Raw genomic sequence first — 18,829 nt, forward strand, 5'->3', positions numbered from 1 at the left:
GCGATGGAGGAGAAGCTGCGCTTCGCCATCCGCGAAGGCGGCCGCACCGTCGGCGCCGGCGTCGTCGCTTCCATCATCGAGTGATCTGAGCTCGTCGTTTCAAGCTGCCGGGGCGGGCGCGCCCTGATCTCGTAGACAGGGCGCCGCCCTTACCTCCGTGGAGACCGAAGTAAAATGAACGGTCAGAACATCCGGATCCGCCTCAAGGCGTTCGACCACCGCATCCTCGACAGCTCGACCCGCGAAATCGTGTCGACGGCGAAGCGGACGGGCGCGCAGGTGCGTGGTCCGATCCCGCTCCCGACGCGCATCGAGAAGTTCACCGTGAACCGCTCGCCCCACGTCGACAAGAAGAGCCGTGAGCAGTTCGAGATCCGGACGCACAAGCGTCTGCTCGACATCGTTGATCCGACCCCGCAGACCGTGGACGCGCTGATGAAGCTCGACCTCGCGGCCGGCGTGGACGTCGAGATCAAGCTCTGATCGGCTGAGGAGAAGGACGACGCTCATGCGGTCCGGAGTTATTGCACAGAAACTGGGCATGACCCGCATCTTCACGGATGCCGGCGAACATGTTCCGGTCACCGTCCTGAAGGTCGAGCAGTGCCAGGTCGTGGCGCATCGCACCCTCGAGGGCAACGGTTACGTGGCGCTGCAGCTGGGCGCCGGCGTCCGCAAGGCGAAGAACGCGACGCGCGCCGAGCGCGGCCACTTCGCCAAGGCGGAAGTGGAGCCCAAGCGCAAGGTGGTCGAGTTCCGGGTCTCGCCCGACGCGGTGATCCCCGTCGGCGCCGAGATCACGGCCGACCACTTCGTGGCGGGCCAGCGGGTCGACGTGACCGGCACCTCCACGGGTAAGGGCTTCGCCGGCGCCATGAAGCGCTGGAACTTCGGCGGTCTGCGCGCCACCCACGGCGTGTCGATCTCCCACCGTTCGCACGGCTCCACCGGCGGTCGCCAGGATCCGGGCAAGGTGTTCAAGAACAAGAAGATGGCCGGTCATCTCGGCGCGGAGCGGGTCACGACGCAGAACCTGCGCGTGGTCTCCACCGACGTGGAGCGCGGCCTGATCCTGGTCGAGGGCGCGGTTCCCGGCGTGAAGGGCGGCTGGATCCTGGTCCGCGACGCGGTCAAGACCAAGCTGCCGGACGGCCTGCCGCTGCCGGGCGCGTTCCGCGAGCGCGGCGCCAATGGCGCGACGCCGGCCGAGACCGCTCCCGAGGCCGCCGCTGAGACGGAGAACGCGTGATGGTCGACATCGCAATCACCACCGCCGACGGCGCCGCGGGCGAGAAGATCTCGCTCTCCGACGACATCTTCGGCCTGGAGCCGCGCGCGGACATCCTGCACCGGGTGGTGCGCTGGCAGCTCGCCCGCCGTCAGGCCGGCACGCACCAGACGCTCGGCCGCTCGGACATCGCCCGCACGGGCAAGAAGATGTATAAGCAGAAGGGCACGGGCCGCGCCCGTCACGCCCAGGCTTCCGCCCCGCAGTTCCGCGGCGGCGGGCGCGCCTTCGGTCCGGTCGTGCGCTCCCATGCGCATGAGCTGAACAAGAAGTTCCGCGCGCTCGGCCTGAAGCACGCCCTCTCGGCCAAGCTGAAGGACCAGCAGATCGTCGTGCTCGAGAGCTTCTCGCTCGCCGAGCCGAAGACCAAGGCCCTGAAGGAGCGGATCGAGAAGCTCGGCTTCGTCAACGCCCTGATCGTGGACGGCGCCGAGGTCGAGAACAACGTCAAGCTCGCGGTCCGCAGCGTGCCGTATGTGGATGTGCTGCCGGTCCAGGGCATCAACGTCTATGACATCCTTCGCCGCGACACCCTCGTGCTGACGAAGGCCGCCATCGATGCGCTGGAGGCGCGCTTCAAATGACCGACGTGCGCCACTTCGACGTCATTCGTTCGCCGGTGATCACCGAGAAGGCGACGTTCGCGTCCGAGCAGAACAAGGTGGTCTTCCGCGTCGCGGACACGGCCACCAAGCCGCAGATCAAGGCGGCGATCGAGAAGCTCTTCGACGTCAAGGTCGTGAGCGTCAACACGCTTGTCCGCAAGGGCAAGGAGAAGCGTTTCCGCGGTCGCATCGGCCGCCAGAGCGACGTCAAGCGCGCGATCGTGACCCTCGAAGAGGGCCACTCGATCGACGTGACGACGGGTCTCTGAGCCGGACCGGGGAGGGAGCCTGAACCATGGCGCTCAAGACATTTAACCCGATCACCCCTGGCCTGCGCCAGCTCGTGATCGTCGACCGGTCGGCCCTCTACAAGGGCAAGCCGGTCAAGCAGCTGACCGAGGGCCTGTCGTCCTCGGGCGGCCGCAACAACTACGGCCGCGTCACGGTGCGTTTCCGCGGCGGCGGCCACAAGCGGACCTACCGCCTGATCGATTTCAAGCGGCGCAAGCTCGACGTGCCGGCGACGGTGGAGCGGATCGAGTACGATCCGAACCGCACCGCCTTCATCGCGCTGATCCGCTATGAGGACGGCGAGCTCAGCTACATCCTGGCCCCGCAGCGCCTCGCGGTCGGCGACACCGTCGTCGCCGGCGCCCAGGTGGACGTGAAGCCCGGCAACGCCATGCCTCTCGGCGCGGCGCCGGTCGGCACCATCGTCCACAATGTGGAGCTGAAGATCGGCCGCGGCGGCCAGATCGCGCGTTCGGCGGGCGCCTACGCGCAGATCGTCGGCCGCGACCAGGGCTACGTGACGCTGCGCCTGAACTCGGGCGAGCAGCGCATGGTGCATGGCCAGTGCTTCGCCACCGTGGGCGCGGTGTCGAACCCCGACCACGGCAACATCAGCCTGGGCAAGGCGGGCCGCTCGCGCTGGCTCGGCCGTCGCCCGCACAATCGTGGCGTGACCATGAACCCGGTCGACCATCCGCACGGCGGCGGCGAAGGCCGCACCTCGGGCGGCCGTCACCCGGTCACCCCGTGGGGCAAGCCGACCAAGGGCAAGCGGACCCGTTCCAACAAGGCGACCGACAAGTTCATCGTGTCGAGCCGCCACGCCCGTAAGAAGAAGTAAGCGGAGAGCGGACAATGGCGCGTTCTGTTTGGAAGGGTCCGTTCGTCGACGGCTATCTGCTGAAGAAGGCGGACGCTGCGCGGTCCTCGACCCGCAATGAAATCATCAAGATCTGGAGCCGTCGCTCCACGATCCTCCCGCAGTTCGTGGGCCTCACCTTTGGGGTCTACAACGGCCAGAAGCACGTCCCGGTCAGCATCTCGGAAGAGATGATCGGCCACAAGTTCGGCGAGTTCGCCCCGACGCGCACCTTCTACGGCCACGCGGCGGACAAGAAGTCGAAGAGGAAGTAATCATGGGCAAGCAGTCCGCTCCCCGCGCGCTTCCCGACAACGAGGCGAAGGCCGTGCTCCGCATGGTCCGGATCTCGCCGCAGAAGCTGAATCTGGTCGCGCAGCTGATCCGCGGCAAGAAGGTCGAGACGGCGCTTGCCGACCTGACCTTCTCGCGCAAGCGCATCGCCGGCCAGGTCAAGAAGACGCTCGAAAGCGCCATCGCCAACGCCGAGAACAACCACGACCTGGACGTGGACGATCTCGTGGTCGCGCAGGCCTATGTGGGCAAGTCGATCGTCATGAAGCGGTTCTCCCCCCGCGCCCGCGGCCGGGTGGGAACCATTCAGAAGCCGTTCTCGCACCTGACGATCATCGTTCGCCAGGTCGAGCGCGACGCGGCCAAGGCCTGAGGAGGAGACGATGGGTCACAAAGTCAACCCGATCGGGCTTCGGCTCGGCATCAACCGCACGTGGGACTCGCGCTGGTTCGCCGGCAAGGGCGAGTACGGCAAGCTGCTGCACGAGGACATCAAGATCCGCGACGCTCTGCTGAAGGACCTGAAGCAGGCGGCCGTCTCGAAGATCGTCATCGAGCGCCCCCACAAGAAGTGCCGCGTGTCGATCTACTCCGCCCGTCCGGGCATCGTGATCGGCAAGAAGGGCGCGGACATCGACAAGCTGCGCAAGAAGGTCGCCTCCATGACCTCCTCGGAGGTGCACATCAACATCGTTGAGGTGCGCAAGCCCGAGATCGACGCGACCCTGGTCGCCGATTCGATCGCGCAGCAGCTCGAGCGCCGCGTGGCGTTCCGCCGCGCCATGAAGCGCGCCGTCCAGTCGGCGATGCGTCTGGGCGCCGAGGGCATCCGCATCAACTGCGCCGGCCGTCTCGGCGGCGCGGAGATCGCCCGCACCGAGTGGTACCGCGAAGGTCGCGTGCCGCTTCACACGCTGCGCGCCGACGTCGATTACGGCGTCGCCACGGCCAAGACGGCCATGGGCACCTGCGGCGTGAAGGTGTGGATCTTCAAGGGCGAGGTCATGGAGCACGATCCCATGGCCCAGGACCGTCGTCTGGCCGAAGAATCGGCTGGCGGCGGCGGCCGTCCGAACCGCCGCGACGCGGCGTGATCGGGGGGCGTGGAGACTAAGTCATGCTGCAACCGAAGCGCACCAAGTTCCGCAAACAGTTCAAGGGCCGCATCAGCGGCGCCGCCAAGGGCGGATTTGACTTGAACTTTGGAGCCTATGGCCTTAAGGCCCTCGAACCCGAGCGAGTCACCGCGCGTCAGATCGAGGCGGCCCGTCGGGCGCTCACCCGTCATATGAAGCGCGCCGGCCGCGTCTGGATCCGAGTGTTCCCGGACGTGCCCGTCTCGTCGAAGCCGGCGGAAGTTCGAATGGGTAAAGGCAAGGGCGCGCCCGAGTTCTGGGCCGCCAAGGTCAAGCCCGGCCGTATCATGTTCGAGATCGACGGCGTTCCCGCCGAACTCGCCCGCGAAGCTCTGTCCCTGGCGGCCGCCAAGCTGCCGATCCGGACCCGCTTCGTCCAGCGCATCGCTGAGTGAGGGAGGACGTCATGGCGAAGGCTCAAGACCTTAAGACGCTGTCCGTCGACCAGCTCGACGACGAACTCGTGAAGCTGAAGAAGCAGCAGTTCAACCTGCGCTTCCAGAAGGCCACGGGTCAGCTGGAGAACACTGCGCAGGTGCGCCAGGCGCGTCGCGACATCGCGCGCATCCGCACCGTGGCTTCCGCCAAGCGGGCGGAAGCCAAGTAAGGCCTGAGGAGGACATCATGCCGAAACGCGTCCTTCTGGGGACTGTCATTTCCGACAAGAACGCCAAGACCGTCGTGGTCAAGGTGGAGCGTCGGTTCACGCACCCGCTTCTCAAGAAGACGGTGCGCCGGACCAAGCACTACCACGCCCATGACGAGAACGGCCTGTTCAAGGTCGGCGACCTCGTGTGGATCGAGGAGAGCCGTCCGATTTCCAAGCTGAAGCGCTGGGTCGTCCGTCCCGACGCTGCGGTCGACGCGGCTCCCACGCCGGCCGAATGAATTTCATCTGAAGACCAAGGCCCGCCGGGCGAGGTCCGCTCCTTCGCGAGAGGATACCGGTCCGGGCGTTACGTGAAAGGCTCAAGGCCATGATTCAGATGCAGAGCAACCTCGACGTCGCTGACAACAGCGGCGCCAAGCGCGTGATGTGCATCAAGGTTCTGGGCGGCGCAGGCCGCCGCTACGCCGGCGTGGGCGACATCATCGTGGTGTCGGTCAAGGAAGCGATTCCACGCGGCCGCGTGAAGAAGGGCGACGTCATGAAGGCGGTCGTCGTTCGCACCGCCAAGGACATCCGCCGCCTCGACGGTTCGGTGATCCGTTTCGACCGCAACGCGGCCGTGCTGATCAACAACCAGAAGGAGCCGGTGGGCACCCGTATTTTCGGGCCGGTCCCGCGCGAGCTGCGCGCCAAGAACCACATGAAGATCATTTCGCTCGCGCCGGAGGTGCTGTGATGGCCGCGAAGATCAAGAAGGGCGACAAGGTCGTCGTTCTCGCCGGCCGCGACAAGGGCAAGACCGGCGAAGTGCTGCAGGTGCTCCCGCAGGACGAGCGCGCCGTGGTGCGCGGCGTCAACGTGGTGAAGCGCCACCAGCGCCAGAGCCAGACCCAGGACGGCGGCATCATCGCCAAGGAAGCCGCCATCCACCTGTCCAACATCGCGCTCGCCGATCCGAAGGACGGCAAGGCCACGCGCGTGAGCTTCAAGGTCCTGGACGACGGCCGCAAGGTGCGCGTCGCGGCCCGTTCGGGGGAGCAGATCGATGGCTGAGGCCGCTTACACGCCCCGCATGAAGGCGCATTACGCCGAAGTCGTGCGCCCGAAGCTCCTGGAGGAGTTCGGCTACAAGAACCCGTTCGAGGTGCCCGCGGTCGAGAAGATCGTGATCAACATGGGCATCGGCGAAGGCGTGGCCGACTCCAAGAAGGTGACCAACGCGGTCGCCGAGCTCGCCAAGATCGCCGGCCAGAAGCCGGTGGTGACCAAGGCGCGCAATTCGATCGCGACCTTCAAGCTGCGCGAAGGCCAGTCGGTCGGCGCCAAGGTCACCCTGCGCCGCGAGCGCATGTTCGAGTTCATGGATCGTCTGGTCACGATCGCGCTGCCGCGCGTCCGCGACTTCCGCGGCCTGAACCCGAAGAGCTTCGACGGCCGTGGCAACTTCGCCATGGGCATCAAGGAGCACATCGTGTTCCCCGAGATCGAGTACGACAAGATCGATCAGGTGTGGGGCATGGACGTCATCGTCTGCACGACGGCGAAGTCTGACGACGAGGCCCGCGCTCTGCTGCGCGCCTTCAACTTCCCCTTCAGGCAGTGACGGGAGGATCGCATGGCTAAGAAGAGCGCGATCGAAAAGAACAACCGCCGTCGGCAGCTCGTCGACCGCTTCGCCGCGAAGCGGGCCGAGCTGAAGGCCATCGCCAAGAACGAGAGCCTCGAGCTCGAGGAGCGCTTCGCGGCGCGCCTCAAGCTGGCCGAGCTTCCGCGCAACGGCTCCAAGACCCGCATCCGCAACCGGTGCGAAGTCACGGGACGTCCGCGCGCGTACTACCGCAAGCTCGGCATCTCCCGCATCGCCATCCGTGACCTGGGCTCCAAGGGCCTGGTCCCGGGGCTCCTGAAGTCCAGCTGGTGAGGAGGACGGATCCATGTCTCTGATCGATCCCCTCGGCGATATGCTGACCCGCATCCGCAACGCGCACATGCGGAGCAAGTCGTCCGTCTCGACGCCGGGCTCGCGCCTGCGCCAGCACGTCCTCGACGTGCTGCAGGCCGAAGGCTACATCCGCGGCTACACGCAGACGGAGCTGGCCAACGGCCGCACCGAGTTCGAAATCGAACTCAAGTACTATGACGGCGCTCCGGTCATCCGTGAGATCCAGCGCGTGTCGAAGCCGGGCCGTCGTGTGTACGCCTCGGTGAAGAACCTTCCGCGCGTGGCCAACGGCCTCGGCATCTCGATCCTCTCCACGCCGAAGGGCGTGATGGCGGATCACGACGCCCGCGACAACAACGTGGGCGGGGAGATCCTCTGCCGCGTCTTCTGACGCTGGCGGAGGTTCTTTCCCAACGGATAACGGAGAGCGATTATGTCGCGCATCGGCAAGAAGCCGGTCGACGTGCCGTCGGGCGTGACCGCGACGGTCAACGGCCAGGACGTCAACGTGAAGGGACCCAAGGGCGAGCTCGCCTTCCGGGTTCATGACGAAGTCGTCGTCGAGTTCAAGGACGGCAAGGTGTCGGTTCAGCCGCGCACCGAGAGCAAGGGCGCACGCTCCAAGTGGGGCATGTCCCGCACCATGGTGTCGAACCTCGTCGAGGGCGTCACCAAGGGCTTCGAGAAGAAGCTCGAGATCAGCGGCGTGGGTTACCGCGCGGCGGTGCAGGGCAAGGAGCTCGTGCTCGCGCTCGGCTACAGCCACGACGTGAAGTACCCGATCCCCGAGGGGATCGAGATCAAGTGCGCCAAGCCGACCGAGATCCTGATCTCGGGCATCGACAAGCAGCGCGTGGGTCAGGTCGCGGCCGAGATCCGCGAGTTCCGCGGCCCCGAGCCCTACAAGGGCAAGGGCGTCAAGTACGCCAACGAGTTCATCTTCCGCAAGGAAGGGAAGAAGAAGTAAGGGCCCGGAACCATGGCGAAAAATCTCGCGTCTGAAGCGCGCCGCAAGGCGCGTGTCCGCCGGAGCCTTCTCGCGGCCGCCAACGGTCGTCCGCGTCTGTCGGTGTTCCGGTCCTCGAAGCACATCTACGCCCAGGTCATCGACGACTCCAAGGGCGTCACCCTGGCTGCGGCGTCGACCCTGGACAAGGGCCTGCGCGGCGAGCGCACCGGCGCCGACATCGAGGCGGCGACCGCGGTCGGCAAGCTGGTGGCCGAGCGCGCGGCGGCGGCCGGCGTCAAGGACGTCGTGTTCGATCGCGGCGCCTACATCTATCACGGTCGGGTCAAGGCCCTGGCCGAGGCCGCCCGCGAGGGCGGGCTCAACTTCTGACGCCCGCTCGGCTGGAGGATATTCGATATGGCTCGTGAGCCCCGAGACAACCGCAGGAACGATCGCGAAGAGCGCGACAGCGAGTTCGTCGACAAGCTCGTTCACATCAACCGCGTCGCCAAGGTGGTGAAGGGCGGCCGTCGCTTCGGCTTCGCCGCTCTCGTCGTCGTGGGCGACCAGAAGGGCCGCGTCGGCTACGGTCACGGCAAGGCCCGTGAAGTGCCGGAGGCGATCCGCAAGGCCACCGAGTCGGCGAAGCGCGGCCTGATCCGCGTTCCGCTGCGCGAGGGCCGCACCCTGCATCACGACGTCGACGGTCGCCACGGCGCCGGCCGCGTCGTGCTGCGCGCCGCTCCGGCGGGCACCGGCATCATCGCCGGCGGCCCGATGCGCGCGGTGTTCGAGACGCTCGGCGTGCATGACGTGGTCGCCAAGTCGCTCGGCTCGTCGAACCCCTACAACATGGTTCGCGCCACCTTCGACGCCCTGAAGCACGAGGACAGCCCGCGCTCCGTCGCGGCGCGTCGCGGCCTCAAGGTCTCCACGCTGCAGTCCCGCCGTCGCGACGTCGACGCGGACGCTGTGGCCGAAGGCTGACGGCGGGACAGAGGAGCTCTACCATGGCAGACGCCGCTCAGAAGACATCCGGCAGCGTGACGGTGGTGCAGACCGGCTCGTCCACCCGCCGACCGGCCGACCAGCACGCAACGCTCGTCGGCCTCGGCCTCGGCCGCATCGGCAAGCGCCGCACCCTGGAGGACACCGCCTCCGTCCGCGGCATGATCGCGAAGGTCGCGCATCTCGTGCGCGTCGAAGACGCCTCCGCGGGAGGGAAGTGATGGTCAAGCTTAACGATCTCCGGGACAACCCGGGCGCCACCAAGGACCGGATCCGCGTCGGACGCGGCATCGGCTCCGGCAAGGGCAAGACCGGCGGCCGCGGCGTGAAGGGTCAGAAGTCCCGCACCGGCGTGGCGATCAAGGCGTTCGAAGGCGGCCAGATGCCGCTCTATCGCCGCCTGCCCAAGCGCGGCTTCCACAACCTGTTCTCGACCAACCTCAACGAGGTCAACCTCGGCCGCCTGCAGCAGGCGGTGGAGGCGGGCAAGCTCGACGCGTCGAAGCCGGTGACGGAAGCGGCCCTGATCGAGGCCGGCGTGCTGTCCAAGAAGAAGGACGGCGTGAAGGTGCTCGGCCGCGGCGAACTCACCACCAAGCTCGACCTGGAGGTCTACGCGGTCTCCAAGTCGGTCGCGGACGTGATCGAGAAGCTCGGCGGCAAGGTGACGCTTCTGGCGCCCAAGGCGGATGCGGACGCCGCCTGACATCCTTATCTGAGGATTGCTCCCCCGCGCGGACGGGCCCTACCATCGTGGGGCGCCGTCCGCGCGGGTCTTGGCGTATAGCCAGACCAACAGACGAGGCGATCTATGGCGTCGGCGGCCGAGCAGCTTGCTGCGAACCTTAATTTCTCCGCCTTCTCGAAGGCGGACGAGCTCAAGAAGCGCATCTGGTTCACGCTCGGCGCGCTGCTGATCTACCGGCTCGGCACCTACATCCCGCTGCCGGGCATCAACCCGGCCGCGCTGGCCCAGGTGTTCCAGCAGCAGCAGACCGGCATCATCGGCCTGTTCAACATGTTCTCGGGCGGCGCGGTCGGCCGCATGGCGATCTTCGCGCTCGCCATCATGCCCTATATCTCGGCCTCCATCATCGTGCAGCTGATGACCACGGTCTCGCCGCACCTTGAAGCCCTCAAGAAGGAGGGCGAGCAGGGCCGCAAGATCATCAACCAGTACACCCGCTACGGCACCGTGCTGCTGGCGGTGGTCCAGGCCTACGGCATCGCGGTCGGCCTTGAAGGCCAGCCCAACGTGGTGGTCGACCCGGGCGTGTTCTTCCGCATCGCCACGGTGATCACGCTGACCGGCGGCACCATGTTCCTGATGTGGCTGGGCGAGCAGATCACCGCCCGCGGCATCGGCAACGGCATCTCGCTGATCATCTTCGCCGGCATCGTGGCCGAGCTTCCGGCCGCCGTCGCCGGCACGCTGGAGCTGAGCCGCACCGGCGCGATCTCCACCGCCATCATCCTCGGCGTCGCCGTGATGGCGGTCGCGGTCATCGCCTTCATCGTCTACATGGAGCGCGCCCAGCGCCGGCTGCTGATCCAGTATCCGAAGCGCCAGGTGTCCCAGAACCGCATGACCGGCGGCGAGAGCTCGCATCTGCCGCTCAAGCTCAACACCGCCGGCGTCATTCCGCCGATCTTCGCGTCGTCGCTGCTGCTGCTGCCGACCACGATCGCCAACTTCTCGGCCGCGGGCGCGGGCGGGGGCTGGCTCTCCACGATCACCACGCACCTGGCCCATGGGCGCCCGCTCTACATGGTGCTTTATGTGGCGCTGATCGTGTTCTTCTGCTTCTTCTACACCGCGATCGTGTTCAATCCGACCGAGACCGCGGACAACCTGAAGAAGTACGGCGGCTTCATCCCCGGCATCCGTCCGGGCGAGCGCACCGCGGAGTACATCGATTACGTGCTGACCCGCATCACCGTGGTCGGCGCCGCCTACATGGCCCTCGTCTGCCTTCTGCCCGAAATCCTGATCTCCTATGCGGCCGTGCCGTTCTACTTCGGCGGCACCTCGCTTCTGATCGTGGTTTCGGTCACCATGGACACGGTCGCGCAGGTGCAGGGGCACCTCTACGCCGCGCAGTACGAGGGTCTCATCAAGAAGGCCAAGCTCAGGGGGAAGCGTCGATGAGACTGATCCTGCTCGGACCGCCCGGCGCCGGCAAAGGCACGCAGTCGGAGCGTCTTGTCGGAGCCCATGGCATCGTTCAGCTCTCCACCGGCGACATGCTGCGCGCGGCGGTGGCCGCCGGCACGCCGGTCGGGCTCAAGGCCAAGGATCTGATGGCGCGCGGCGAGCTTGTGCCGGATGAGGTGGTGGTCCAGATCGTGGCCGACCGCGTCGAGGAGCCGGACGCCCGCGAGGGCTTCATCCTCGACGGCTTCCCGCGCACCCTGGCCCAGGCCCAGGCGCTCGAGGCGATGCTGGAGCAGAAGGGGCTGAAGCTCGATTCGGTGATCGAGCTCGCCGTGGACGAGAACGCGCTGGTGGAGCGCGTGGAGCGCCGCGCCCGCGAGGCCGCCGCCGCCGGCAAGCCCACCCGCAGCGACGACGCGCCGGACGTGGTGCGCAAGCGCATCGCCGACTACAAGGCGGTGACGGCGCAGCTCAAGCCGTTCTACACCGAGCGCGGCCTGTTCGCCGCCGTCGACGGCATGGCCCCGATCGAACAGGTCACCGGCCAGATCGACGACGTTCTGGCCCGTGTCGGCGCCCAGGCGGCCTGAGCGTTCGCTAAAAAAGACTTGACGCGCAGCGCCTGAGGCGCTACGCGCAACCCCTCACTGAGAACAAGCCGCGGAGCGAGGCGTTTTCACGCCCGCTCCGCGTGTCTTTGTCTATCCCGCGCAGGGGCCGGCCTCCACCGGACGCGCGCTGACCCTTTCCCGGCCTCGGGCCGGACATATGGAGATCTGAACGTGGCACGTATCGCCGGCGTAAACATTCCGACCAACAAGCGCGTCGTCATCGCGCTGCAGTACATCCACGGCATCGGCGCCAAGAAGGCCGAGGAGATCTGCACCAAGGTGTCGATCCCGGCCGAGCGCCGCGTGAACCAGCTCACCGACGCCGAAGTGATCCAGATCCGCGAGACCATCGACCGCGACTACATGGTCGAAGGCGACCTCCGCCGCGACGTGGCGATGAACATCAAGCGTCTGATGGACCTCGGCTGCTACCGCGGCCTGCGCCATCGGCGCGGCCTGCCGGTCCACGGCCAGCGCACGCACACCAACGCGCGCACCCGCAAGGGCAAGCCGAAGGCGATCGCCGGCAAGAAGAAGTGATTTTGAACCGGGCTCCTTCGGGCGGCCCGGTTTCCGTTCTCGGTCGAGAGCGGTTCTGATTTCGGCCCGGGCTTTGGCGTCCGGGCCCGACGGTTTCGCAGGTATCCCGGTTCGGCGCCGCGCCGGCCGGGATGACGAATATCTCCCGAGCGCCTGGAAGAACGGGCGCGCCTGAAGGATAAAGAGCCACATGGCCAAGGAAGCCCAGCGCATTCGCCGCCGCGAACGCAAGAACATCGCGTCCGGCGTCGCGCATGTGAACGCCACGTTCAACAACACCATGATCACCATCACCGACGCGCAGGGCAACACCGTGTCCTGGTCGTCGGCGGGCGCGCAGGGCTTCAAGGGCTCGCGCAAGTCGACCCCGTACGCCGCGCAGGTCGCGGCCGAGGACGCCGCCAAGAAGGCGGCCGAGCACGGCATGCGCACCCTCGAGGTCGAGGTTCGCGGTCCCGGTTCGGGGCGTGAGTCGGCGCTGCGCGCGCTGCAGGCCGCCGGCTTCATGGTGACCTCGATCCGCGACGTGACGCCGATCCCGCACAACGGCTGCCGGCCGCGGAAGCGCCGGCGCGTCTGACGCGTTTTCGTCGCCTGCGCCCCGGCATGGTCGGGGCGCATGTTCGTTTCGGGCCGCGCCTCGCCGGCGCGCCCCCGCGGGACCAGCGGACCCCGCGGCAGACTGACGAAGGGTGCAGTCGTGATCCAGAAGAACTGGCAAGATCTGATCAAGCCGAACAAGCTTGAGGTCGCCCCGAGCGGCGACGGCAAGCGCATCGCGACCATGGTCGCCGAGCCGCTGGAGCGCGGCTTCGGTCTGACGCTCGGCAACGCGCTGCGCCGCATTCTGCTGTCCTCGCTCCAGGGCGCGGCGGTGACCTCGGTGCACATCGACGGCGTGCTGCACGAGTTCTCGTCGATCCCGGGCGTGCGCGAGGACGTGACCGACATCGTCCTCAACATCAAGGACGTCGCCATCAAGATGCAGGGCGAAGGCCCGAAGCGGATGGTGCTGCGCAAGCAGGGCCCCGGCCAGGTGGTCGCGGGCGACATCCAGGTGGTGGGCGACGTTCAGGTGCTGAACCCGGACCTCGCGCTCTGCACCCTCGACGAGGGCGCGGAAATCCGCATGGAGTTCACGGTCGACACCGGCAAGGGCTATGTCCCGGCGGACCGCAACCGCCCCGAGGACGCGCCGATCGGGCTCATTCCGGTCGACAGCCTGTACTCGCCGGTGAAGAAGGTCTCCTACCGGGTCGAGAACACCCGTGAGGGCCAGATCCTCGATTACGACAAGCTGACGCTGACCGTCGAGACCAACGGCTCGATCACGCCGGACGACGCGGTGGCCTACGCCGCCCGCATCCTGCAGGATCAGCTCGAGGTGTTCGTCAACTTCGAGGAGCCGAAGAAGGAGACCGCCCAGGCCGCCATCCCGGAGCTCGCCTTCAACCCGGCGCTGCTCAAGAAGGTGGACGAGCTGGAGCTGTCGGTCCGTTCGGCCAACTGCCTGAAGAACGACAACATCGTCTACATCGGCGACCTGATCCAGAAGACCGAGGCGGAGATGCTGCGCACGCCGAACTTCGGTCGCAAGTCGCTGAACGAGATCAAGGAGGTCCTCGCGCAGATGGGCCTTCACCTCGGGATGGAAGTCGGCGGCTGGCCGCCGGACAACATCGACGAGCTCGCCAAGCGTTTCGAAGAACACTACTGAGGGTTCGGCCTCGTCCGCCTTTCGGGGCGCGGGCCTGAAGGAGACTAAACCATGTCCATGCACGGCAAGCGGGGCCGCCGTTTCAACCGGCTGCAGAGCCACCGCAAGGCGATGTTCGCCAACCTCGCCATCTCGCTCATCGAGCACGAGCAGATCGTCACCACCCTGCCCAAGGCCAAGGACCTGCGTCCCGTGGTCGAGAAGCTGGTGACGCTCGCCAAGCGCGGCGACCTGCACGCCCGCCGCCAGGCCATCGCCGAGCTGCGTCACGTCCCGACGGTGCAGAAGCTGTTCAGCGCCATCGGCCCGCGCTACAGCGAGCGCAACGGCGGCTACCTGCGCATCCTGAAGGCGGGCTTCCGCCACGGCGACAACGCGCCGGTCGCGGTCATCGAGTTCGTGGACCGCGACGTCAGCGCCAAGGGCGCCGGCGACCGCGCCCGCGCCGAGGCCGAGGAGAGCGCCGCGGCCTGATCCGCGTCGCCGTCCTGATCGCGATTGAGGAAAGCGGCCGGCGACGGCCGCTTTTTTCGTTTCGCCGTCATTCCGCCGCCCGTTGCGCGCTATGTCTCGGGCGATCCTTCGGTTCGAGACTGGAGCCCGCCATGAAGCCTGGCCGCGTGGTCGCCGCCATCGTCCTGTCCCTCGCCGCGCTGGCGCCGATCGGCGGCGCGAGCGCCCAGGAGCGACGGCCGCCGGACAGCGCCGCGGAGATGAAGCTGTCCTTCGCGCCCGTGGTGCGGCGGGTGACGCCGGCGGTCGTCAACATCTACGCCACCCGCACCGAGCGCCGCCGCTCCGCCTTCCTGGACGATCCGTTCTTCCGCCAGTTCTTCGGCGAGGGCAGGGGGCTCGGGCGCGAGCGTGTGCAGCGCTCGCTCGGCTCCGGCGCGATCGTGGGCGAGGACGGCCTCGTCGTCACCAACAACCACGTCATCGAGGGCATGACGGAGGTGAAGGTGGCGCTGTCGGACAAGCGGGAGTTCGAGGCCAGGATCCTGATCAAGGACCCGCGCACCGACCTCGCGGTGCTGAAGATCGGCGACGGCGCCGAAAAATTTCCGACGCTCGGCTTCGCGGATTCCGACGCGCTCATGGTCGGCGATCTGGTGCTGGCGGTGGGCAACCCGTTCGGCGTTGGGCAGACGGTGACCTCGGGCATCGTGTCGGCGGTGGCGCGCACGCAGGTGGGGGTGAGCGACTACCAGTCCTTCATCCAGACCGACGCCGCCATCAACCCCGGCAACTCCGGCGGCGCGCTGGTCGATCTGGATGGCAAGCTGGTGGGCATCAACACCGCCATCTTCTCCCAGTCCGGCGGTTCGGTCGGCATCGGCTTCGCCATTCCCGCCAACATGGTGCGGGTGGTGCTGGCCTCCGCCCGTTCGGGCGCCAAGGCGGTGACGCGGCCGTGGTTCGGCGCCTCGCTGCAGGCGGTGACGCCGGAGATCGCGGACAGCCTCGGCCTGAAGCATCCCGGCGGCGCCCTGATCGCCAATGTGGCGGAAGGCTCGCCCGCCGCCGCCGCGGGGCTGAAGGCCGGCGACCTGATCACCGCCGTGGACGGCCGGCCGGTCGACGACGTGGAGAGCTTCCACTACCGCTTCGCCACCCGTCCGCTCGGCGGGCTCGCGGAGGTGACGGCGAGCCGCGACGGCCGCGACCGGGCGGTGAAAGTGGCGCTGCAGGCGGCCCCGGAGACGCCGGCGCGCGACGTGCGCCGGATCACGGGCTATTCGCCCTTCGGCGGCGCCTCGGTCGCGAATCTCTCGCCGGCTCTGGCGGAGGAGCTGTCCATGGACGGCGCCGCCCGCGGCGTGGTGGTGATGGAGACCGAGGACGGCTCGCCCGCTCAGCAGCTCGGCTTCCAGAAGGGCGACGTGGTGCGCGAGGTGAACGACGCCAGGGTGGCGAGTTCGGCCGATCTCGCCCGGGTCGCCCGCGCCAATCCGCGCTACTGGAAAGTGACGATCGAGCGCGGCGGGCGCACCTTCACCACCGTGTTCGGCGGCTGAGGCGCGCTCGAACCGTTCGACCGTGTGGAAAAGACGGCATAGGAACGGGCCATAAGGCCGAGGGTCCTTCGCCGGACGGAGATCGCAAGCGTCATGAGCAACCTGTTCGAGGCGGCCGGGCTCGAACGCGAGGCCCCGCGGCCGCTCGCCGACCGTCTGCGGCCGCAGACGCTCGACGAGGTGATCGGGCAGGACCACCTGCTCGGCGCCGACGGCGCGCTGGGCCGTCTGGTGGCGGCGGGGTCGGTGGGCAGCCTGATCTTCTGGGGCCCGCCCGGCACCGGCAAGACCACCGTCGGCCGGCTGCTGGCGAAGGCGACCGATCTCGCCTTCGAGCCGATCTCGGCCATTTTCTCCGGCGTCGCGGACCTGAAGAAGGCGTTCGACGCCGCCCGCGGCCGCCGGGCCATGGGCCGGGGCACGCTGCTGTTCGTGGATGAGATCCACCGCTTCAACCGCGCCCAGCAGGACAGTTTCCTGCCGGTGATGGAGGACGGCACGGTGACGCTGGTGGGGGCGACCACCGAGAACCCGTCCTTCGCGCTCAACGCCGCGCTGCTGTCCCGCTCCCGGGTGCTGGTGTTCCGCTCGCTCGATTCGGACGCCATCGGGAAGCTGCTGGCGCGAGCCGAGGCGATCGAGGCCCGGCCGCTGCCGCTGGACGAGGAGGCGCGGCTGGCGCTGATCCGCATGGCGGACGGCGACGGCCGCGCGGCTCTGACGCTCGCCGAAGAGCTCTGGCGCGCCGCCCGGCCGGGCGAGGTGTTCGACGCCGCCCGCGCGCAGGACGTGGTGCAGCGCCGGGCGCCGATCTACGACAAGTCCGCGGACGGGCACTACAATCTGATCTCCGCGCTGCACAAGTCGGTGCGCGGCTCGGACCCGGACGCGGCGCTGTACTGGTTCGCGCGCATGCTGGACGGCGGGGAGGACCCGCTGTTCCTGGCGCGGCGGCTGATCCGCATGGCCTCCGAGGACATCGGCCTCGCCGACCCGCAGGCGCTGACGCTCGCCATCGCCGCCCGCGACGCCTATGAGCAGTTGGGATCGCCCGAGGGCGAACTGGCGCTCGCCGAATGCGTGGTGCATCTCGCCACCGCGCCCAAGTCCAACGCGGTCTATGTGGCCTACAAGCAGGCCCGCGCGGCGGCGAAGGAGCACGGCTCGCTGCCGCCGCCCAAGCACATCCTCAACGCGCCGACCAGGCTGATGAAGTCGGAGGGCTACGGCGCGGGCTACGCCTACGACCACGACGCGCCGGACGCGTTTTCGGGGCAGGATTATTTCCCGGAAGCCATGGGCCGGCGGCGGTTCTACGATCCGCCCGAGCGCGGCTTCGAGCGCGAGCTGCGCAAGCGGCTGGACTACTGGGCCAGGCTGCGGGCCGAGCGCGCCGGCGAGGACTGAGCGCCGACGGGGCGACGACGCCGTCGTCCGATCACGGATCGGGCGGCCTCATCGCCCGCCTGGACGAGGCGTTCGCCACCGCCGGGGACGCGGCGGGCGTTGGCGGTCGGCGCCGGCATCGAAAACCTCGCGGGCGCGGACTTCCGTCGACACGCTCCATGGCGACGAGGCGAGCACCGTGCCTGCGGGAAACGCCGGCGCGGACGCTCGGTCTGCGCTGGCGGCGTCAGGACGTCGCAGCCGGGGCGCGCGCCACAAGTTCGATGGCTATTGTCCACAGCGTTTGGGAGAAAGAACGGCCGGTCCCTCTTGCCCCGCCGCGCCGGAACGGCTAAACGGGCGCTCACGCAAGCGAACGCCGCGTTCGGTCGCTGTGCGCGGGAGCCCGAAGAATGGCTCCTCCCCTGCTGGGGGATAGTTTAACGGTAGAACCGCGGACTCTGACTCCGCTAGTCCTGGTTCGAATCCAGGTCCCCCAGCCATCTCCAAATTCTTGCTCATTCTCTTGGGATTCCAGCCTCCGCGCGGACTGCTCATGGCAGCAAACCATGGCAGCGCCAGCCGGCAGCAGGTTTCCGCTAGAGACCCCGGCGCCTACCTCGTTTGAGGCTTGAGCGCGATGGCGCAGGCTCGGGCCTTGTCGTCGACGCCGAGGGCGCGCATGGCGTGGTAGATGGCGAAGTTACCGACAACGGGCTGGTGAGCTGAAGACGGCGGCGGCGGCGTCAGCGCGACCGCGACGGCCATCGCCTTGTCGTCCGGTATACCGACCTCGATCAGCACGTCGTAGATCTCGGTGTTGAACAAGGTCATGGACCTTCCCCTTCGGATTTCAGTCAAGGTCTCGATAAAGCGAGGCAGGCCAGATCCGGCCGATGACGCCAAGCACGAGCATGACCCTGGTCACGTCCGGACCGCCGATCAGGATGCAGGTGGCGGCGGCAGCCTTCAACAAAGCGTCCACCAGCTCGGAAAATGGCTCTCGACCGATATCGACCAGCGCGACCTCGATCTCGTTCGGCAGCTCGCATACGATCTGCGCGCGAAGATGAAAGCAAGACGCGTCGGATAAATACATTTCGCGCATGGGCGAATATCACTAAATGGCTAACACTGCACTAACAAATGCTTCAGTCGCTTGTAATTTCAGATGTATTAGGCCGAAGATTCAAAATAGTAAGTCATTATTTATTTGTGTTTATCGTCAATTAGCGCTTGCGTTATTTCGCTACCGCTGGACCGCTTGATGACGAACGTTGCCCCGCGGCATGCGGTTGGGGTGACATCGACACGTGGGGCTGGTTGCTCCCGATCCGCTTCCTTCAGACCGCATCTCCGGCGCCTGTGACCCTTCTAGCGCACCGCCGAACGATCGGCCCTGCGGCTCGCTGTGAGGAGTTCC

General features: G+C 67.5%; 32 protein-coding genes and 1 tRNA gene. 31 read left to right on the top strand and 2 right to left on the bottom strand.

Going from position 1 to position 18,829, the window contains the following annotated elements:
- From PKE85_RS07040 to PKE85_RS07190, 31 genes are all read left to right on the top strand, one after another.
- Positions 1–84, top strand: an 84-nt coding sequence (locus tag PKE85_RS07040; RefSeq protein WP_465252849.1) for an EF-Tu C-terminal domain-related protein, incomplete at its 5' end; no start/stop codon positions are given.
- A 90-nt stretch (positions 85–174) separates the two neighbouring features.
- Positions 175–483 (top strand): 30S ribosomal protein S10, encoded by a 309-nt coding sequence (gene rpsJ / locus PKE85_RS07045; RefSeq protein ID WP_020185793.1) that lies wholly within the window; start codon positions 175–177, stop codon positions 481–483.
- Positions 484–508: 25 nt separating this feature from the next.
- Positions 509–1,249: a 50S ribosomal protein L3 gene (gene rplC, locus PKE85_RS07050; protein WP_271204099.1), complete on the top strand. Its 741-nt coding sequence runs from the start codon at positions 509–511 to the stop codon at positions 1,247–1,249.
- Positions 1,249–1,872 carry a 50S ribosomal protein L4 gene (gene rplD / locus PKE85_RS07055; RefSeq protein ID WP_271204100.1) on the top strand — a complete coding sequence of 208 codons (624 nt, stop codon included), beginning with the start codon at positions 1,249–1,251 and terminating at the stop codon, positions 1,870–1,872. The genes rplC and rplD overlap by 1 nt, the downstream gene beginning before the upstream one ends.
- A complete protein-coding gene (locus tag PKE85_RS07060) occupies positions 1,869–2,162 on the top strand; it encodes a 50S ribosomal protein L23 (RefSeq protein ID WP_271204101.1) in 294 nt (97 codons plus the stop codon). Before rplD ends, PKE85_RS07060 begins: the two co-directional genes overlap by 4 nt.
- Positions 2,163–2,188: 26 nt before the next feature.
- Positions 2,189–3,025, top strand: a complete 837-nt coding sequence (gene rplB / locus PKE85_RS07065; RefSeq protein ID WP_271204102.1) for a 50S ribosomal protein L2 — start codon at positions 2,189–2,191, stop codon at positions 3,023–3,025.
- A 14-nt stretch (positions 3,026–3,039) separates the two neighbouring features.
- A complete protein-coding gene (gene rpsS / locus PKE85_RS07070) occupies positions 3,040–3,318 on the top strand; it encodes a 30S ribosomal protein S19 (protein ID WP_271204103.1) in 279 nt (92 codons plus the stop codon).
- Positions 3,319–3,320: 2 nt separating this feature from the next.
- Positions 3,321–3,710, top strand: a complete 390-nt coding sequence (rplV, locus tag PKE85_RS07075) for a 50S ribosomal protein L22 (protein ID WP_271204104.1) — start codon at positions 3,321–3,323, stop codon at positions 3,708–3,710.
- Positions 3,711–3,720: 10 nt separating this feature from the next.
- Positions 3,721–4,431 carry a 30S ribosomal protein S3 gene (rpsC, locus tag PKE85_RS07080; RefSeq protein ID WP_271204105.1) on the top strand — a complete coding sequence of 237 codons (711 nt, stop codon included), beginning with the start codon at positions 3,721–3,723 and terminating at the stop codon, positions 4,429–4,431.
- 23 nt (positions 4,432–4,454) lie between these two features.
- Positions 4,455–4,868 (top strand): 50S ribosomal protein L16, encoded by a 414-nt coding sequence (gene rplP, locus PKE85_RS07085; protein ID WP_271204106.1) that lies wholly within the window; start codon positions 4,455–4,457, stop codon positions 4,866–4,868.
- 11 nt (positions 4,869–4,879) lie between these two features.
- Positions 4,880–5,080 (top strand): 50S ribosomal protein L29, encoded by a 201-nt coding sequence (gene rpmC / locus PKE85_RS07090; RefSeq protein WP_271204107.1) that lies wholly within the window; start codon positions 4,880–4,882, stop codon positions 5,078–5,080.
- Between the two features lie 17 nt (positions 5,081–5,097).
- Positions 5,098–5,361, top strand: a complete 264-nt coding sequence (rpsQ, locus tag PKE85_RS07095) for a 30S ribosomal protein S17 (protein ID WP_271204108.1) — start codon at positions 5,098–5,100, stop codon at positions 5,359–5,361.
- An 89-nt stretch (positions 5,362–5,450) separates the two neighbouring features.
- A complete protein-coding gene (gene rplN / locus PKE85_RS07100; protein WP_271200990.1) occupies positions 5,451–5,819 on the top strand; it encodes a 50S ribosomal protein L14 in 369 nt (122 codons plus the stop codon).
- Positions 5,819–6,136: a 50S ribosomal protein L24 gene (gene rplX / locus PKE85_RS07105; RefSeq protein WP_271204109.1), complete on the top strand. Its 318-nt coding sequence runs from the start codon at positions 5,819–5,821 to the stop codon at positions 6,134–6,136. Before rplN ends, rplX begins: the two co-directional genes overlap by 1 nt.
- Entirely contained in the window at positions 6,129–6,686 is a 558-nt protein-coding gene (rplE, locus tag PKE85_RS07110) for a 50S ribosomal protein L5 (protein ID WP_271204110.1), read from the top strand. The genes rplX and rplE overlap by 8 nt, the downstream gene beginning before the upstream one ends.
- Positions 6,687–6,698: 12 nt before the next feature.
- Positions 6,699–7,004, top strand: coding sequence for a 30S ribosomal protein S14 (rpsN, locus tag PKE85_RS07115; RefSeq protein WP_271204111.1), 306 nt, complete (start codon positions 6,699–6,701; stop codon positions 7,002–7,004).
- A 13-nt stretch (positions 7,005–7,017) separates the two neighbouring features.
- Positions 7,018–7,416 carry a 30S ribosomal protein S8 gene (gene rpsH / locus PKE85_RS07120; protein ID WP_271204112.1) on the top strand — a complete coding sequence of 133 codons (399 nt, stop codon included), beginning with the start codon at positions 7,018–7,020 and terminating at the stop codon, positions 7,414–7,416.
- Positions 7,417–7,458: 42 nt separating this feature from the next.
- Positions 7,459–7,992: a 50S ribosomal protein L6 gene (rplF, locus tag PKE85_RS07125; protein WP_271204113.1), complete on the top strand. Its 534-nt coding sequence runs from the start codon at positions 7,459–7,461 to the stop codon at positions 7,990–7,992.
- Positions 7,993–8,004: 12 nt separating this feature from the next.
- Positions 8,005–8,364, top strand: a complete 360-nt coding sequence (rplR, locus tag PKE85_RS07130; protein WP_271204114.1) for a 50S ribosomal protein L18 — start codon at positions 8,005–8,007, stop codon at positions 8,362–8,364.
- A 27-nt stretch (positions 8,365–8,391) separates the two neighbouring features.
- The gene (gene rpsE, locus PKE85_RS07135; RefSeq protein ID WP_271204115.1) at positions 8,392–8,961 is read left to right on the top strand and encodes a 30S ribosomal protein S5; all 570 of its coding nucleotides are present in this window, start codon (positions 8,392–8,394) and stop codon (positions 8,959–8,961) included.
- 23 nt (positions 8,962–8,984) lie between these two features.
- Entirely contained in the window at positions 8,985–9,203 is a 219-nt protein-coding gene (gene rpmD / locus PKE85_RS07140) for a 50S ribosomal protein L30 (RefSeq protein WP_271204116.1), read from the top strand.
- Positions 9,203–9,688 (top strand): 50S ribosomal protein L15, encoded by a 486-nt coding sequence (gene rplO / locus PKE85_RS07145; protein ID WP_271204117.1) that lies wholly within the window; start codon positions 9,203–9,205, stop codon positions 9,686–9,688. Before rpmD ends, rplO begins: the two co-directional genes overlap by 1 nt.
- A 105-nt stretch (positions 9,689–9,793) precedes the next feature.
- A complete protein-coding gene (secY, locus tag PKE85_RS07150) occupies positions 9,794–11,131 on the top strand; it encodes a preprotein translocase subunit SecY (protein ID WP_271204118.1) in 1,338 nt (445 codons plus the stop codon).
- Positions 11,128–11,727: an adenylate kinase gene (locus PKE85_RS07155; RefSeq protein ID WP_309299069.1), complete on the top strand. Its 600-nt coding sequence runs from the start codon at positions 11,128–11,130 to the stop codon at positions 11,725–11,727. The genes secY and PKE85_RS07155 overlap by 4 nt, the downstream gene beginning before the upstream one ends.
- A gap of 192 nt (positions 11,728–11,919) precedes the next feature.
- Complete coding sequence (rpsM, locus tag PKE85_RS07160; RefSeq protein WP_271204119.1) at positions 11,920–12,288, top strand: 30S ribosomal protein S13; 369 nt, start codon at positions 11,920–11,922, stop codon at positions 12,286–12,288.
- Positions 12,289–12,478: 190 nt separating this feature from the next.
- Positions 12,479–12,868 carry a 30S ribosomal protein S11 gene (gene rpsK / locus PKE85_RS07165; RefSeq protein WP_020178186.1) on the top strand — a complete coding sequence of 130 codons (390 nt, stop codon included), beginning with the start codon at positions 12,479–12,481 and terminating at the stop codon, positions 12,866–12,868.
- Positions 12,869–12,988: 120 nt separating this feature from the next.
- A complete protein-coding gene (locus PKE85_RS07170) occupies positions 12,989–14,005 on the top strand; it encodes a DNA-directed RNA polymerase subunit alpha (RefSeq protein ID WP_428981329.1) in 1,017 nt (338 codons plus the stop codon).
- 51 nt (positions 14,006–14,056) lie between these two features.
- Positions 14,057–14,479, top strand: coding sequence for a 50S ribosomal protein L17 (gene rplQ / locus PKE85_RS07175; RefSeq protein WP_271204120.1), 423 nt, complete (start codon positions 14,057–14,059; stop codon positions 14,477–14,479).
- Positions 14,480–14,610: 131 nt separating this feature from the next.
- Positions 14,611–16,020, top strand: coding sequence for a DegQ family serine endoprotease (locus tag PKE85_RS07180; RefSeq protein WP_271204121.1), 1,410 nt, complete (start codon positions 14,611–14,613; stop codon positions 16,018–16,020).
- 93 nt (positions 16,021–16,113) lie between these two features.
- Positions 16,114–17,427, top strand: coding sequence for a replication-associated recombination protein A (locus PKE85_RS07185; RefSeq protein WP_271204122.1), 1,314 nt, complete (start codon positions 16,114–16,116; stop codon positions 17,425–17,427).
- A 408-nt stretch (positions 17,428–17,835) separates the two neighbouring features.
- Positions 17,836–17,909, top strand: a tRNA-Gln gene (locus PKE85_RS07190).
- A 112-nt stretch (positions 17,910–18,021) separates the two neighbouring features.
- On the opposite strand, the gene PKE85_RS07195 is transcribed toward PKE85_RS07190, so the two are convergent.
- Together PKE85_RS07195 and PKE85_RS07200 are read right to left on the bottom strand one after the other, a co-directional pair.
- Positions 18,022–18,240, bottom strand: a complete 219-nt coding sequence (locus PKE85_RS07195) for a hypothetical protein (protein WP_271204123.1) — start codon at positions 18,238–18,240, stop codon at positions 18,022–18,024.
- A 19-nt stretch (positions 18,241–18,259) separates the two neighbouring features.
- A complete protein-coding gene (locus tag PKE85_RS07200) occupies positions 18,260–18,514 on the bottom strand; it encodes a hypothetical protein (protein WP_271204124.1) in 255 nt (84 codons plus the stop codon).
- Positions 18,515–18,829 lie beyond the last annotated feature (315 nt).

The organism is Methylopila jiangsuensis (genome assembly GCF_027922305.1).
Taxonomy (GTDB): domain Bacteria; phylum Pseudomonadota; class Alphaproteobacteria; order Rhizobiales; family Methylopilaceae; genus Methylopila; species Methylopila jiangsuensis.

Bases quoted from the DNA above. Each gene is read 5' to 3' on its own strand.
- rpsJ (WP_020185793.1), top strand. From the start codon at position 175: ATGAACGGTCAGAACATCCGGATCCGCCTCAAGGCGTTCGACCACCGC.
- rplC (WP_271204099.1), top strand. From the start codon at position 509: ATGCGGTCCGGAGTTATTGCACAGAAACTGGGCATGACCCGCATCTTC.
- rplD (WP_271204100.1), top strand. From the start codon at position 1,249: ATGGTCGACATCGCAATCACCACCGCCGACGGCGCCGCGGGCGAGAAG.
- PKE85_RS07060 (WP_271204101.1), top strand. From the start codon at position 1,869: ATGACCGACGTGCGCCACTTCGACGTCATTCGTTCGCCGGTGATCACC.
- rplB (WP_271204102.1), top strand. From the start codon at position 2,189: ATGGCGCTCAAGACATTTAACCCGATCACCCCTGGCCTGCGCCAGCTC.
- rpsS (WP_271204103.1), top strand. From the start codon at position 3,040: ATGGCGCGTTCTGTTTGGAAGGGTCCGTTCGTCGACGGCTATCTGCTG.
- rplV (WP_271204104.1), top strand. From the start codon at position 3,321: ATGGGCAAGCAGTCCGCTCCCCGCGCGCTTCCCGACAACGAGGCGAAG.
- rpsC (WP_271204105.1), top strand. From the start codon at position 3,721: ATGGGTCACAAAGTCAACCCGATCGGGCTTCGGCTCGGCATCAACCGC.
- rplP (WP_271204106.1), top strand. From the start codon at position 4,455: ATGCTGCAACCGAAGCGCACCAAGTTCCGCAAACAGTTCAAGGGCCGC.
- rpmC (WP_271204107.1), top strand. From the start codon at position 4,880: ATGGCGAAGGCTCAAGACCTTAAGACGCTGTCCGTCGACCAGCTCGAC.
- rpsQ (WP_271204108.1), top strand. From the start codon at position 5,098: ATGCCGAAACGCGTCCTTCTGGGGACTGTCATTTCCGACAAGAACGCC.
- rplN (WP_271200990.1), top strand. From the start codon at position 5,451: ATGATTCAGATGCAGAGCAACCTCGACGTCGCTGACAACAGCGGCGCC.
- rplX (WP_271204109.1), top strand. From the start codon at position 5,819: ATGGCCGCGAAGATCAAGAAGGGCGACAAGGTCGTCGTTCTCGCCGGC.
- rplE (WP_271204110.1), top strand. From the start codon at position 6,129: ATGGCTGAGGCCGCTTACACGCCCCGCATGAAGGCGCATTACGCCGAA.
- rpsN (WP_271204111.1), top strand. From the start codon at position 6,699: ATGGCTAAGAAGAGCGCGATCGAAAAGAACAACCGCCGTCGGCAGCTC.
- rpsH (WP_271204112.1), top strand. From the start codon at position 7,018: ATGTCTCTGATCGATCCCCTCGGCGATATGCTGACCCGCATCCGCAAC.
- rplF (WP_271204113.1), top strand. From the start codon at position 7,459: ATGTCGCGCATCGGCAAGAAGCCGGTCGACGTGCCGTCGGGCGTGACC.
- rplR (WP_271204114.1), top strand. From the start codon at position 8,005: ATGGCGAAAAATCTCGCGTCTGAAGCGCGCCGCAAGGCGCGTGTCCGC.
- rpsE (WP_271204115.1), top strand. From the start codon at position 8,392: ATGGCTCGTGAGCCCCGAGACAACCGCAGGAACGATCGCGAAGAGCGC.
- rpmD (WP_271204116.1), top strand. From the start codon at position 8,985: ATGGCAGACGCCGCTCAGAAGACATCCGGCAGCGTGACGGTGGTGCAG.
- rplO (WP_271204117.1), top strand. From the start codon at position 9,203: ATGGTCAAGCTTAACGATCTCCGGGACAACCCGGGCGCCACCAAGGAC.
- secY (WP_271204118.1), top strand. From the start codon at position 9,794: ATGGCGTCGGCGGCCGAGCAGCTTGCTGCGAACCTTAATTTCTCCGCC.
- PKE85_RS07155 (WP_309299069.1), top strand. From the start codon at position 11,128: ATGAGACTGATCCTGCTCGGACCGCCCGGCGCCGGCAAAGGCACGCAG.
- rpsK (WP_020178186.1), top strand. From the start codon at position 12,479: ATGGCCAAGGAAGCCCAGCGCATTCGCCGCCGCGAACGCAAGAACATC.
- rplQ (WP_271204120.1), top strand. From the start codon at position 14,057: ATGTCCATGCACGGCAAGCGGGGCCGCCGTTTCAACCGGCTGCAGAGC.
- PKE85_RS07180 (WP_271204121.1), top strand. From the start codon at position 14,611: ATGAAGCCTGGCCGCGTGGTCGCCGCCATCGTCCTGTCCCTCGCCGCG.
- PKE85_RS07185 (WP_271204122.1), top strand. From the start codon at position 16,114: ATGAGCAACCTGTTCGAGGCGGCCGGGCTCGAACGCGAGGCCCCGCGG.
- PKE85_RS07195 (WP_271204123.1), bottom strand. From the start codon at position 18,240: ATGACCTTGTTCAACACCGAGATCTACGACGTGCTGATCGAGGTCGGT.
- PKE85_RS07200 (WP_271204124.1), bottom strand. From the start codon at position 18,514: ATGCGCGAAATGTATTTATCCGACGCGTCTTGCTTTCATCTTCGCGCG.